The sequence below is a fragment of the Edaphobacter sp. HDX4 genome, from assembly GCF_036877565.1.
GTDB lineage: Bacteria > Acidobacteriota > Terriglobia > Terriglobales > Acidobacteriaceae > Edaphobacter.
Window position 1 is genome coordinate 54,459 of the sequence record NZ_JAEDXW010000006.1, and the last position, 14,198, is coordinate 68,656.

Here is a 14,198-nt window from a genome sequence, read left to right on the forward strand (position 1 = left end):
TCATCTCGCCATGGAGCTGCGCCATCTTCGCTATCTCGTTGCTGCTGCGGAACAAGGAAGCTTCAGTGGAGCGGCCCGGCGCCTGCACGTCGCGCAGTCCGCCATCAGTGAGCAGCTCTCCGACCTCGAGCAGGAGATGGGAGTTCAACTCTTTACCCGCTCTTCTCGTAAAACCAGCCTCACCCCCGCCGGCGAACTCTTTCTTGGCGAAGCGCGCCGCATCCTTGCCGACTCCGAGCGCGCCATCGAGACTGCACGCCGCGCCCAGCGCGGTGAGATCGGATCCCTCAGCATCGGCTTCTTCGCCGGAAGCGTCGGCCTCAACTTCCCCCGCCTCATCCGTTCTTTCCGCAGGCAGCATCCCGGCATCCGTATCTCGCTCGTCGAGATGACCTCAACCCGTCAGTGGCAGGCACTCGTCAGCGGCGAGATCGACGTCGGGTTTACTCGGCGGGTCGAACCCGAATTCCGTACTGAGCTCATCTCCGAGCTCATCCACCAGGACCCCATCTTCGCCATCGTTCCTAACGACCACCCCGTCGTGCCCGGCCCTGTCGATCTTCGTGACCTCGCCAGCGAGCCGTTCGTGCTCTCCTCGCGCGACACCTCGCCCGCCGTCTTCGATAAAGTGATCGAGCTCTGCTCCGAAGCCGGTTTCTCCCCACGCATCGCCAGTATCTCGAGCGTCTGGTCCAGCGTCGTTCTCATGGTGCAGGCTGGCGAAGGCATCGCGCTGCTCCCGCTCAACCAGCAACAGTACCGCACGCGCGACCTCGCCTTCTGCCCGCTTCGGTCAAAAAATGCATTCGTGGACTTCGTCATGACCTGGTCCCCCCAGCACGAGAGCAACGTCAATCGCAGCTTCCGCAAACTGGTAAAGGCGCACTCCACCGGCAGTGTAGTACGCCTCTAGCTCCTACAACTGCACCGACCGCATCACTGCCCCGTCTGGTAGCGAATCATCGCCAGCGCCCGCTCATAGTCATACCGTGCGTTCGTGTTGCCGATCTCCGCCGACGTCTGCGCCAACTGTGCCTGGCTCAGCTCTACAATGCTGCTCAGTCCCAGCTTGTATCGCGTCTGCGCCAGGTCGAGCGCCTGGTTGGCCTGTGCCAGCAGCTTCGCCGTCACACCGATCTTCTGATATGCCGACTGCGCACTCAGCCAGGACACCCTGACATCGCGCGCAATCGCATTCCGCAACCCGCGAACCTGCTCCTGCGCTGCGTTTGCCCGGTAATCAGCCTCCTTCGCCCGCGCCGAATACAGGCCGCCGTTCAAGATTGGCACGCTGATATTTACCCCGGCTGCTCCATACCAGTTCGACGTGATGGCATCGGATCGCACCGGCGATCCTCCCGCAACGCCCAGCGCTGAAATCGTCGGAAGCCACAGCTCATGTTCCGCCTTGCGATACTTCTCCGCCGCCTCCTGTTGCTCATTGAGTGCCGCCAGGTCCGGTCGCGAATTGAACGCCATCGTGGTCAACGCATTAATATCATCTCCCGGAGGAGCTGGCTGTGCAGAAGCATCGACCAGAACGAAGTTCTGCTGCTGCTCATACCCCAGCACATTGCTCAGATCGGCAAAAGCCGCATCCTGCGCGTTCTGTGCATCCAGCAGAAGCACCTGCGCCTGGTTAAGGTTCACCTCTGCAAAGCTCTGGTCGAGCGTCGACTTCAACTTCGCATTCGCCAGTGAACCGACCAGGTTCGAAGTGTCCTGCCGAAAAGCCACCGTCTTCTTCGCTACATCCACGACCGCCTGCGCAGCCAAAGCACGATAGAAAGCCTCGTCCACAGCCAGCTTGATATCTGCCTCGGTAGCCAGTTCGTTCGACTGCTGTGCTCGCCCATTCAGCGCCGCACTCTGCACCAGGTTTCGCGTCCGGCCAAAGTCCGTAATCAGCTGGCTTACTGAGACACCACCCGCGGCCCTCGTGTACAGGACCGGGTTGTTCAGCACACCCGCCGTGATACGTCCTCCATCATGCGCCTGCACAGCAGTCAGGTTCCCTGTAAGCGTGGGCAGCTCGGACGCCTCCGCCTCCCGTGCAACTTGGCCCTCCGCCAGCGCCAACAGCCGCGCCGTCGAAATCTGTGGATGATTCTTCATCGCAATCGCTTCGGCATCGGCAATCCCCAGCTTCACCGGAGCGCCAGCGCCACCAGTTGGAGCGCCGACAGCAGCACCACTGCCCTGCCCCCAGCCCAAAACTCCCCAACCCGACAGAAGAACTCCCGCAACTACAACCGTTCTAAACCTGTTCACGGGCTTCCTCCTGCTGCTGTAGAACTCCATCCCTCTGCTCCTCTTTGCGGTGCACCAGCAGATACGCCGCTGGAACGACGAAGATCGTCACAATCACCGATACCGTAAGTCCACCGATGATGGCTCGCGCCAGCGGAGCATACTGTTCGCTGCCCGCTTCAAGCGCTAACGCCATCGGAACCATTCCCAAAATGGTCGCCAGCGACGTCATCAGAACCGGCCGCAGACGCACCCGGCAGGCCATCGCTACCGCCTCATCAATCGGCATCCCCCCGCTTCGCAGCGTGCGCGTGAACTCGACGATCAGAATCGAATTCGACACGACGATGCCGGTCATCATGATCACGCCCATCAGCGACATCACGTTCAGCGTCGTGTGCGTCATTAGAAGAAACACGATCACTCCCGTGATTCCCGGAGGAACCGCCAGCAGAATGATGAGCGGATCAGTGAACGACGCAAACTGCGCCATCAGGATCAGGTACACCAGAATGATTGAAAGAATCAGTCCGATGCCGAAGCTCTTGAACGACTGCCGCATGCCCTCGACAGAGCCGCGCACCGCCACCCGGACCGTATCCGGAATCTGTTCGTGCGCGATCACCTTGTCGACGCGGCTGGCGACACCTCCCAGGTCCTCGCTGGAAGGCGACACATAGACATCAATCACGCGCCGCAGCTGGTAGTGGTCCACCTCTGTCGGAGTGTCGATGTTCTTCACATCGGCCACCTCTCCCAGAGTCGTTACGCTCTTGCCATCCCTCGACCGCAACGGAATCTGCTTGAAGTCCGTCATCGACTTCACCTGCGTATCCGGATACTGCACCGTCAGCAGGTAATTGTTCCCGCTCTTCGGATCGACCCAGTAGCTCGGAGCGATCATGCCGTTCGAGCTCAACGCCGTGATGACGTTATCGACCACCTCTCTCGACGTCAGCCCGAGCTTCGCGGTCATCTCACGATTCACGTTCAGCTGAATCCCCGGATAATTAAGATCCTGTGGAATCAGCACATCGCTCACACCCTTCAGCCCCTTGATCTTCTTTGCCAGGTCTGCAGCTGTGCGATAGGTCTCCTCCATGTTCTTTCCGCCAACCTGAATGTCGATCGGAGCCGGAAGCCCAAGGTTCACGACCGCGTCCACCAGGCCGCCCGTCTGGAAGTAGGTCGACAGCTCCGGCAGATCATCATGCAGCTTTGCGCGCACACGGTTGATGTACTCAAAGCTGCTGACCGAGTGCTCCTTCTTTAGACTCACCTGCACGAACGCCGTGTGTTGTCCGGAGTTGCTGGTGTAGATCGCGGAGAAGTCCGGAGTGATGCCGATGTTCGACACGATCATGCCCAGGTCTTTCGCTGGAACGACCGAACGAATATCCGCCTCGACGCGCGCGATGTACTGGTCCGTGACCTCCAGCCTCGTGCCCGTGGGTGCCTTCACGTTGATCACAAATTGTCCGGGATCGGTCCGCGGAAAGAACGCCAGTCCAAGAAACGGATACAGCCCCAGGCTAAAGAAGAAGACGCCGATCACGCTCAGCACCACTGCGGCTGGCCGCAACAGGCTTCGCCGAACCAGCACGTCGTACTTCATCAGGCCCCGGTCGTAACGCCGGTTGAACCACCGCACGAACCGCTGGAAGGGATTTCCTCCTTGATGGTGACCAGCCTCATGATGCGCATTCTTCAGGAACTTCGCGCAGAACAGTGGAACGACCGTCATCGCCACTACGTACGAAGCAAACAGCGACAGGACCACCGAAAGCGCCAGAGCCACAAACAGGAAGCGGCTGACACCGTAGAGGAAGACCACCGGGAAGAACACGATCGCCGTGGTAAACGTCGCCGCCAGTACCGGTAGCGCAACCTCGCGGCCACCTTCTTCGGCGGCCTGCTCCGCGGGCTTGCCCATCTCCATGTGGCGGAAGATGTTTTCCAGCACGACGACGGAGTTATCGATCAGTCGAGAGAACGCCAGCGCCAGTCCGCCCAGCACCATACTGTTGATCGTCCCGCCTCCCAGATTCAGCGCAAGAAAGGCTGCCAGTGCCGACAATGGAATCGAAAGCATGACGGCGACCGTCGCCCGGAAGTTCCCCAGGAAGACCAGGATCATCATCGCGGTCAGTACCAATCCAATGCCGCCCTCGCTGCCCAGGTTTGCAATGGCCGTCTTTACAAACACCGACTGGTCGAACACCACCTTGGTGACCAGCGTCTTCGGCACGTCCAGCAGCTTGCCGATGGCAGCACGCACGCCATTCACCACAGCGATCGTGCTCCCGCCGCCGCCCTGCTTCAGAATCGGCAGATAGACAGAGTGCTGCCCATCGACGCGAACGACGTTGGTCTGGATAGCGGAAGCATCCTTTGCCTGCCCGATATCCGAGATCAGCAGTTGCCCATTCCCTACGCTTCGCAGCGGCATTCGATTGATGTCCGCTGTCGTCGGAGCCTGCGCGTTGGTGTAGATGTTGAAGTCCTTCGGTCCGATCCGAACGTCACCCGAAGGAAGAATCGCATTCGACTCATTGACCGACCGCACCACATCCATCAGGCTCAACTGGTTCGCCTGCAGCTTCACCGGATCTACATAGACCTGGATCTGCCGATACTTTCCTCCAAACGGCTGCGGAACCGAGGCACCCGGCACGCTGGCAATCTGGTTACGTACGGTGTACTGCCCCAGGTCGTGCAGCGCGGTCTCGTTCAGCCCCTGGCCCTTCAGCGTAATCAGGCACACAGGAAGACTCGAGGCATCGAACTTTAGAACCACAGGCGGCAGCGTGCCCGGTGGCAGACGGCGCAGCTGCGCCATCGCCAGATTCGAGATCGTACCTACCGCCGCGTCCGCATTGGTGCCCGGCTGGAAATACACCTTGATCAGGCTGACGCCTGTCAGCGACCGCGATTCGATATGATCGATTCCGCTTCCCAGCGTGAAGAAGCGCTCAAACGGATTCGTAATGCTCGCCTCAATCTGCTCCGGAGGCATGCCGTTGTAGAACGTCGCGACCACGACGACAGGAATGTTGATATCTGGAAACAGGTCCACCGGCATACGCGCCACCGTCACCGATCCGACCACGGCGACGATCAGGCACATCATGATGATGAAGAACGGATAGCGTATCGAAAATCCTGACATTCGCTACTCCTCCTTCCCGCTGGCCACCATAGCGCTCGCTCTGGGGTTCACCTTCTGTCCGGGCTCAAACGATGCGAGGTTGCCCACAATCACCCGCTCTCCATCGTGAACGCCACTCAGAATCTGAACCTTGTCCGGTGTCTCCAGGCCAATCTGCACCGGCCGCCGCTGCACGTTGTTGTTCGCGTCGACCACCAGGACCGAGGCCCCGTTAGGCCCTTGATCCACCGCCTGCACCGGAACCGTCAGAGCGCTCGGATTTCCTGCGATTCTAAGCGTCACATCCGCATACATCCCTGGCGTCAGCTTCGACTTCGGATTCGGCACGTCCACTTCCACCTGCAGGCTTCGCGTTGTGCGGTCCAGGGCTCCTGTCGTCCGCACGACCTTCCCCGTAAAGTGGTCTCCCGTCGCCTGCACCAGAACATCCGCCGTATCTCCGTCGCGGACGTATCCTGCCAGCGACTCAGGAACCGGGATACGCAGCCGCAGCACATTCACCTGTGCCACCTTCACCACCGGCATCGATCCCACATTCGACGTTCCCGCCTGGATCAGAGCCCCGGTGTCGGCATAGCGCCACGTCACAATCCCATCGAAAGGCGCCGTAATCTTCGAGTACCCCGCCAGGGACGAGTAGTGCAGATGCTCGGCCTTCGCCACCTCCATCTGCTGCTGCTGCGCCGCCACCGTCGCCTTCGCAACCTCGACCTGCGCCTCCGATGACGAATCCTTCGCCTCGGCGTCATCGATCTCCTGCTGGGCGATCATCCCCGGCCGCGCCGTCGCAGCCTGCTTCAATCGTTCGGCAGCCATGTGCAGCGCGTTATGATCGGCCTCTGCCCGTGCCACTTGGCTCTTTGCCAGCGTGACCTCTTCTTGGCTGTGCCGTATGCCGGCCTCCGCACCGGACACCTGTGCCGTCAACTCCGGAATCTCCAGCGTCGCCAGAACCTGCCCCGTACGAACCTTATCTCCAATATCGACACTGATCTTCCGGATATACCCTGCGACCTTTGCATGCAGCTCCACCTCCTGGAACGGAATAAACTCGCCCGCCACCGTAAGGTTCTTTGTCACAGCCTGACGCGTCACCGGCACAACCGCTGCCCGAGGAGTCGCTGCCGCCTCTGCCGTCGCTCCACCTTCTTCTTTCTTGCACCCCGTTACCGCACCCACCAACAAGACAGCACAAACCCAAGGCAGCGCACACCGCCGAGTCCAGCAAGACCAGTCCATAGTCAACTCACTCACATTCGTCTTCGGTTGAGTTTCATCGTTCCCATGCCAGGGCGAAGACACGACTCCGCGAGGCAGAACACAACTCTGTAAGAAAAAGGAATTAACGAGCGGGAGGTGCTCTAAACTGGGAGATTCGGGCAAATCTCGCACGCCGGACCGCAACCGCAGCCTCGCGCTCCATCCACTCACCCGTGGACAGCGACTCAAACAGGAAGTGTGTCGCCACTGCGAACAGCAGCAGCGAAGAGATGCTTGCCACCATCTGGGCAAACATTCCAGTCTCTTCGGGAGCCGACATCATCGCAGCCGCAACCTTCGCCTCGTGCTGCCACATCTTGCTCGAAGACAACGTCTTCACTGGCATTCCAAGACTCTTCGGCTGATACCACGAAAGCTTCGCCGCGAACGAAAACACGAGGACAAGCAGGCACAGCGCCATTCCGGCTCCACGCGCCCACTGCTCCTGTCTCGTTCTGCCGAAGTCCAGAATCATCTCCTCTCACCATACCACCCGGGCACAGCGGAGCACTCCACCTAACATTGGACGCGCAAACATCCTGTCCTGTTAGCTGCTTCCGCCTCCCATCCCGGTACTGCGTGATACCCTTCACCCCAAAGGTCGCCGATATGTCCATCACACGTAGACACTTCTGCTCACGCCTCTGCACCCAGACCGCAACCCTTCTGCTCGCGCGACGCCTCTTCGCCCAGACCCCTGCCACCGGAACACCGACCCGCCCCAACGTCGCCGTCATCGATCACGACCGCATCCTCTCCGCCGCCGATCACTCCCTCACCCAACAGCCCACCCCCATCACCACACTTCCAGCGCCCGACTCCCCCGGAACGCCCCACGACTTCTATTCCGCACCCGGCACCTTCACCGCCCATCGCGACGCCATCCTCTCCCTCGCCCACATCGTCCCCGCCCTCACCGCCGCCTATGTCATCACGAAGGACGAGCGCTACGCCCAACACGCCGTCGCCCACCTCCGCGCCTGGTTCGTAACTCCCGAGACCGCAATGTCGCCCAATCTCGAATACGCCCGAGTCACTCCCGCGACAAAGACGGGGAGCCCGGAAGGCGTCATCGAAGCCGTTCATCTCGCCGAGGTCGCGCAGAGCATCCAGTTCCTCTCCAGCTCCGAAGCCCTCTCACCCTCCGACCTCGTAACCATCAATCAGTGGTTTACCGGTTATCTCGATTGGCTCAATAATTCACGCACCGCCGGCCTTGCCCGCGACATGCGCGACCACAACGGCTCCTCCTGGCTCTTGCAGGCCGCAGCCTGCGCCCGGCTCAACCTCAAGGACGACCGCGCCCTCACTACGCTCCGTCATCAGTTTCGATCCGCAACCATTCGCGCCCAGATCACCTACGACGGAAGCTTCCCGCGCGAGATCACCACACCCAATCCCTACCGCAACAGCCTCTTCAACCTCGACATGCTCGCCGGCTGCTGCGATCTGCTCTCCACCCGTTTTGAAAGCGTCTGGGACTTCGAGCTGCAGGACGGCCCCGGCATGCGCGTCGCCATCGCTCGCCTCTATCCCTTCATCGCCAACCGCAGATCGTGGCCTTATCGGGCCGACGCCGAGTTCTTCAACGAGCTTCCCCTTCGGCGTCCCGCTCTTCTCTTCGCTGCTCGCGCCTACAGTCGTCCGGAGTATGCCGACACCTGGCGCACTCTTCCGGCCGATACCTCCAACCCCGAGCTCGACCGCACCTTCCCCATCCGCCAGCCTCTGCTCTGGGTCACGCGACCGCATCCGTAGATCCACAGGTTTTTGCCCGAAAACCCTAGAATTCATCGTGCGTTCACGCAATGAGGAAAACCGGATATTTTAGACACGCCACCCGCTGAATAGTTCTCCTATTCATCGAAAAGTAACTCGATTTTCATAGAAGCCTCGAATACTCGACCCAAGAGGCCCTATGAGACCAATTCGATTGTTACTAATTCTGTTCGTCTTTCTAACCGAGAGTTTTGCCCAGACCAGCACAGGAAGCATCACCGGCTTCCTCACAGATAAATCTGAATCCGCCCTTGCTGACGCGCAGGTCACGCTTACCGACAACAGCACGGGACGCCAGCGTACGACAACGACCAACAACTCCGGCCAGTTCACTCTGGTCCAGCTTCCTCCCGCCACCTACACCCTCGAGCTCTCCCATCCCGGCTTCTCAACTCTCCAGGCCAAGGGGATCCTCCTCCAGGTAGGTCAGGAGATCAACCGCAACTACAGCCTCAGTGTCGAGAACTCTCAGACCACCGTTACAGTAGAGTCAGGCACCGCCGCGCTCGATACCGAGTCCGCCAGGATCGGAGGCAACGTCAGCGCCCGCGAGATCGAAGACCTGCCCATCAACGGCCGCCAGATCTCTCAGCTCTATCTGCTCGTTCCGGGAGCTACCAACTCCGGCTCCGGAACCTTCGACAACATCCGCTTCTCCGGCCGCTCCGTCGAACAGAACATCATCCGCCTCGACGGTATCGAAGCCACCTCCATCATCGACACCTCCCCGGGCAACCTGAACGGCGAAACTACTTCGCTCTTCCGCCTGCAGCAATCGCTTGAGGCCGTCCAGGAGTTCCGTATCGACTCCTCCAGTTACCCCGCCGAGATGGGAACCGGAACCGGAGGACAGATCAGCTTCATCACCAAATCCGGTAGCAATAACCTCCACGGCTCCGTCTTCGAGTACCTCCGCAACGATTACTTCGACGCCCGCAATACCTTCAACCAGCGCGGCAAAGGAAATCCGAAGTTCCGCCTCAACCAGTTCGGCGGTTCGCTCGGTGGTCCCATCATCAAGGACAAGCTCTTCTTCTTCGGAAACTACGAGGGGCTTCGCCAGACGTGGGCGGCTCCCTATACGCAGGCGACCCTCTCCAACTACGCCCGCTCTCTCGTCTCCCCCAGCAGCCCCATCTCTTCACTGCTCGCTGCCTTCCCCTCCGACCCCAACCCGGTCGTGCCCGGTGTCCTGCAGCAGACTGTGACTACGATCGGTGCGAACACCATCCAGGAAAACTTCGGTGCCGTCCGCTTCGACTATCACATCAACGATCGCTTCAGCATGTACGCTCGCTACAACCGCGATCAGGGTACCTCGCAGCAGATTCAGGATGCTTCGCTCAGCAAGTACGGCCAGGTCATGGTCCCGCAGAACGGCGTAATCGCCCTGACCCAGGTCTGGACCCCGCACATCTTCAACGAGACCAAGTTCGGCTATAACGGCATCAAGATGCGCGTGCTGGGCATCCCCGGCCCCAGCCCTAACGCTGACATCAGCCGCACCCGTATCGCCGTCGGCGGACTCACCAACGTAGGCTCTCTCATCAGCCTCTCCAGCTCATTCAACGGCGTCGGCGCACCCTACACCGGGCAGACCTTCTCCTACATCGATAACCTCTCCGTCCTCAAGGGCAACCACAACTTGAAGTTTGGCGTAGAGATCCGCCCTATCGGTCTTTACAACAACCAGATCGGTGGAACGACTTACACCTATCAGAACGTCTCCACCTTCCTCACCAACTCCCCGTCGCAGATTCAGTTCTACGGCGACCTCAGCGACAAGAGCCCATTTACTGGCCTCAGCGGCAACGCCCACGTCAAGCAGGCCTACTATATCGGCTATGCGCAGGACGAGTGGAAGCTGCGCCCCAATCTCACCTTGAGCTTTGGTCTCCGCTACGAGTACTACGCTCCCCTGCATGAGACCCGTAATAAGGACGTCATCTTCGACATGGTCGCTGGAACCATCTATCCCAAGTACTCCGGAGACTGGTACAACAGCAGCAAAGCGAACTTCGGTCCCCGCCTCGCCCTCACCTGGGCACCTTCTGCTCTGAACGGCGATACCGTGCTCCGCATCGGCGGCGGCGTCTTCTATGGTCCGGGTCAGACTGAAGACCAGATTCAGCCTGAGGCCAACGACCGCGTCACCCGCACCTTCACCTCCGGTAAGGTCTATCCCATCGACCCGGCTACCGATGTCTACGCGAATTACGACATCAACAGCCCCACACTCGGATACCAGCCACGCGCCTACTCACCGAACTACAAGATTCCTGAGCGCGTCACCACCTACACGGCCTCCATCCAGCAGAAGCTTCCGGGCGACATGCAGTTGATGGTCGGCTACGTCGGTTCCACGGGACGCAATCTCTTCATGCGCTCCGTCACCAACCTGATCACAGGCGTTACGACCAGCCCCACCACCGGCACCGGAACCGCGATCCGCCAGTTCGGCGGCCGCTTCGCCGAAGTCGACTACAAAACCTCCGGCGGTACGGACATGTACAACGCTCTGCAGACCCAGCTCATGCGCCGCTTCTCCAAGGGGCTCTCGCTCGGCGCGCAGTACACCTGGGCCAAGGAGCTGGGAACCTCCTCCGGCTCCAACGAAGCCAACACCGCCCAGGCTCCCATTCAGGTCTTCGGAGCCACTCCGGAGTACGGTCGCGGAAACTTTGACATCCGCCATACTCTCAACCTCAATCTCCTCTACGATCTTCCCTTCGGCCACGGCAGGGCGTTCAGCCTCTCCGGTCCGATGGATGCTCTCGCAGGAGGCTGGCAGATAGGCGGTATCACCAACTTCCGCAGCGGCGTACCGATCGACGTGCTGATCACTCGGCCCGATCTCGCCTACGTCGGCAAGCCCGGGACCTCCATCGCAGGACAGGTCTTCGGCTCACCGGTGGTCACCGGCGGAGTTGTCCAGACCACCGCTGTGGTCAACGTTCCCGGAGGCGGCAACAGCCGTAACGTTCGCCGTCCCAACATCGTTCCCGGCGTCAATCCCTATCTGAAGAGTGGTTACAACTACCTCAATCCGGCGGCCTTCACCACACCGGCTCCCGGAACCTTCGGAAACTTCCGCCGCAACGACCTCAGCGGTCCCAACCTCGCCCAGCTCGACCTGACGCTCTCCAAGCAGTTCCACCTCACCGAGCGCGCCAACATCGAGTTCCGTTCCGAGATCTACAACGTTCTCAATCACCCCAACTTCGCCAACCCCGGGAACGTTCGTCTCAACCAGACGCTCACCTCGGCCAGCCAGCCCGGCAACCCGTTCACGCAGTCCCTGGCAGGCTCGTCCTGGGGCGTGAACTCAGCCACGGTCGGCAACCAGGTCGGTATCGGAGCAAATCGTCAGATTCAGCTGTCACTCCGAGCGAGCTTCTAACCAGATCGAGGAGCATCTTGAACTATAGGCCAGGATGCTCCTCGACTGAATATCACTTGCAACAGCCGAAGCTCCGCTTCGGCTGTTTTATTTGCGACGCCATTCTTTTCGAAACCGTCATTCTGAGCCCTTTTCGACACCGTCATTGATTGCTTTTCGGCACCGTCATTCTGAGCGCAGCGAAGAATCCCTGTATTTCTTTGCAGGATTCCGGTACATGGAACGATTCCAGCCAGAGAAAAAAGCACACAGCAGTCCTGTCAAGCCCCACATCCAGCTAACCGTTTGAAGCGCATCAACATACATCTGCCGATTTATTGTGTCCGCTGTACTACTCTTAAAAGAGCATCCCCAGCCAGAACCAGGAAGCCCCGGCACTCGCCGGGGCTTCTTGCATAACGCACAGGTCTGGCATACAAATTGCGTTTGAAGTCCAGACCTAAGACCCTCTATTTTGAAGATTTTGCGCGAAATACCGGGGGAGGGGTACTACTTCTTCCCCGCCTGGTACTCCTTGACGATCGCGAGGTACTTCTTCGCGCTCTCGGTGACGACCTCGGGCTTGCCCTCGGCCATCGCCTTGGTGTTCACCAGATCCGCACCAACGCCGAGCGCGAACGCGCCGGCATCGAGGAAGCTCTTCGCAGTATCCAGCGAGACGCCGCCCGTCGGGATCATCTCGACCTGCGGCAGCGGAGCCTTGAGCGAGCTCAGGTACTTTGCTCCGCCCATCGCGCTGGCCGGGAAGATCTTCACTACATCCGCACCTGCCTGCCATGCATTCACCACCTCGGTCGGAGTGAGCGCACCGGGAAGAGCGGCGATGGAGTAACGGTGACACATCTCGATGGTCTTCACGTTCAGCGCCGGGCTGACGACAAACTTTGCGCCCTCGAGAATGCAGGCCCGGGCCGTCTCGGCATCGAGCACCGTGCCCGCGCCGATCAGAATGTCAGGACGCTGCTCGGCCAGCTTGCGCATGACCTGGATCGCGCCCGGAACCGTCATCGTGATCTCGAGCACGGTTACGCCGCCGGCCGCGATCGCCTCAGCCAGTGCAAGCGCCTTGTCAACGGACTCGGCCCGCAGCACGGGAACCAGCCCAATCTCTTTCAACGAAGCCAATACAGCGGCTTTAGTCATCTGAATTACTCGCTTTCCTGAAGTCTCTGAAGCCCGGCTGAGGTATCGCTCAGCCGGGCTGGTTATGAAGATTCTGCCTGTTTTCTATCGCTGAACCCGAGCGCCGCCGCCCTTCATCACGCGCTGCACCTCGTCGAAGGTCGCCATCGTGGTGTCGCCGGGTGTGGTCATCGCGAGAGCCCCATGAGCGCAGCCACAGTTGACCGCCCAGTCAGCGCCCTTCTCGTTCAGGAAGCCGTAGATCAGGCCGGAGGCGAAGGAGTCGCCGCCACCGACGCGGTCGAAGATCTCGAGATCGGGCATCGGACGTGCCTCGTGGAACTGGCCCTCGTAGTAGCAGACCGCGCCCCAGTCGTTGACGCTCGCCGTCTTCGCATGGCGCAGCGTGGTTGCGACGGCCTTGAAGTTCGGGTAGGTCGCAACTGCCTTCTCGATCATCTTCCGGAAGTTGGCTGAGTCAAGCTCGCCCAGGTCGTCGCCCACGCCCTCGATCTCGAAGCCGAGAGCCGCGGTGAAGTCCTCTTCGTTGCCGATCATGACATCGACATACTGCGCGAGATCGCGGTTAACCTCGGTCGCCTTGGCCTTGCCGCCTATCGACTTCCAAAGCGAGTCACGGTAGTTCAGGTCGTAGCTCGTCATCACGCCATGCTTGCGCGCGGCCACAAGAGCCTCCTTGCAGACCTCGGGCGTCGTCTCGCTCAGTGCGCAGAAGATTCCGCCGGTGTGAAACCAGCGAGCGCCTTCCTTGCCGAAGATCTCGTCCCAGTCGATCTGTCCGGGCTTGAGCTGGCTGACCGCCGTGTTGCCGCGATCGGAGCAGCCGAGAGCAGCGCGCACGCCGAAGCCGCGCTCCGTAAAGTTGAGGCCGTTGCGCACCGTGCGGCCGACGCCGTCATACTTGACCCACTGCACGTGGCTCTGGTCCACGCCACCCTGGTTCATCAGGTCCTCGACCAGGCGGCCGACCGGGTTGTCAGCGAGCGCGGTCACAATGGCCGTCTTCAGGCCGAAGCAGCGGCGAAGGCCACGGGCGACGTTGTACTCGCCGCCGCCTTCCCACACCTGAAACTGTCGCGTGGTCGCGACACGAACGTCGCCCGGATCGAGACGAAGCATCACTTCGCCCAGGCTGACCAGATCCCACTTGCACTCTTCTTTTTTACGAATCTTGAGACTTGCTGACTCACTCATTGT

9 protein-coding genes are annotated in these 14,198 nt (G+C 60.3%); 3 read left to right on the top strand and 6 right to left on the bottom strand.

The genetic code is table 11. From position 1 onward, the window contains the following. Window positions 1-10 precede the first annotated feature (10 nt). On the top strand, window positions 11-913 hold the full coding sequence (locus tag JAO29_RS07940; protein ID WP_334267665.1) for a LysR family transcriptional regulator: 903 nt from the start codon (window positions 11-13) through the stop codon (window positions 911-913). Window positions 914-936: 23 nt separating this feature from the next. Here the strand turns inward: JAO29_RS07940 and JAO29_RS07945 are convergent, their stop codons facing one another. The 4 genes from JAO29_RS07945 to JAO29_RS07960 all read right to left on the bottom strand — a co-directional run bounded on the left by JAO29_RS07945 (window position 937) and on the right by JAO29_RS07960 (window position 7,154). Next, on the bottom strand, window positions 937-2,271 hold the full coding sequence (locus JAO29_RS07945) for a TolC family protein (RefSeq protein WP_334267666.1): 1,335 nt from the start codon (window positions 2,269-2,271) through the stop codon (window positions 937-939). Beyond that, window positions 2,258-5,419 (bottom strand): efflux RND transporter permease subunit, encoded by a 3,162-nt coding sequence (locus tag JAO29_RS07950; protein ID WP_334267667.1) that lies wholly within the window; start codon window positions 5,417-5,419, stop codon window positions 2,258-2,260. The genes JAO29_RS07945 and JAO29_RS07950 overlap by 14 nt, the downstream gene beginning before the upstream one ends. Window positions 5,420-5,422: 3 nt before the next feature. After that, window positions 5,423-6,673 carry an efflux RND transporter periplasmic adaptor subunit gene (locus JAO29_RS07955; protein WP_334267668.1) on the bottom strand — a complete coding sequence of 417 codons (1,251 nt, stop codon included), beginning with the start codon at window positions 6,671-6,673 and terminating at the stop codon, window positions 5,423-5,425. A gap of 88 nt (window positions 6,674-6,761) precedes the next feature. Then, window positions 6,762-7,154, bottom strand: coding sequence for a hypothetical protein (locus JAO29_RS07960; protein WP_334267669.1), 393 nt, complete (start codon window positions 7,152-7,154; stop codon window positions 6,762-6,764). Between the two features lie 134 nt (window positions 7,155-7,288). Between JAO29_RS07960 and JAO29_RS07965 the strand changes: the two genes are divergently transcribed. Beyond that, window positions 7,289-8,437 (top strand): alginate lyase family protein, encoded by a 1,149-nt coding sequence (locus JAO29_RS07965; protein ID WP_334267670.1) that lies wholly within the window; start codon window positions 7,289-7,291, stop codon window positions 8,435-8,437. A gap of 160 nt (window positions 8,438-8,597) precedes the next feature. Continuing rightward, window positions 8,598-11,858 (top strand): TonB-dependent receptor, encoded by a 3,261-nt coding sequence (locus JAO29_RS07970; RefSeq protein ID WP_334267671.1) that lies wholly within the window; start codon window positions 8,598-8,600, stop codon window positions 11,856-11,858. A 489-nt stretch (window positions 11,859-12,347) separates the two neighbouring features. Here JAO29_RS07970 and eda read toward each other — a convergent pair whose 3' ends face one another. Then, on the bottom strand, window positions 12,348-13,001 hold the full coding sequence (eda, locus tag JAO29_RS07975) for a bifunctional 4-hydroxy-2-oxoglutarate aldolase/2-dehydro-3-deoxy-phosphogluconate aldolase (RefSeq protein ID WP_334267672.1): 654 nt from the start codon (window positions 12,999-13,001) through the stop codon (window positions 12,348-12,350). Between the two features lie 84 nt (window positions 13,002-13,085). Then, the gene (locus tag JAO29_RS07980; protein ID WP_334267673.1) at window positions 13,086-14,195 is read right to left on the bottom strand and encodes a sugar kinase; all 1,110 of its coding nucleotides are present in this window, start codon (window positions 14,193-14,195) and stop codon (window positions 13,086-13,088) included. Window positions 14,196-14,198 lie beyond the last annotated feature (3 nt).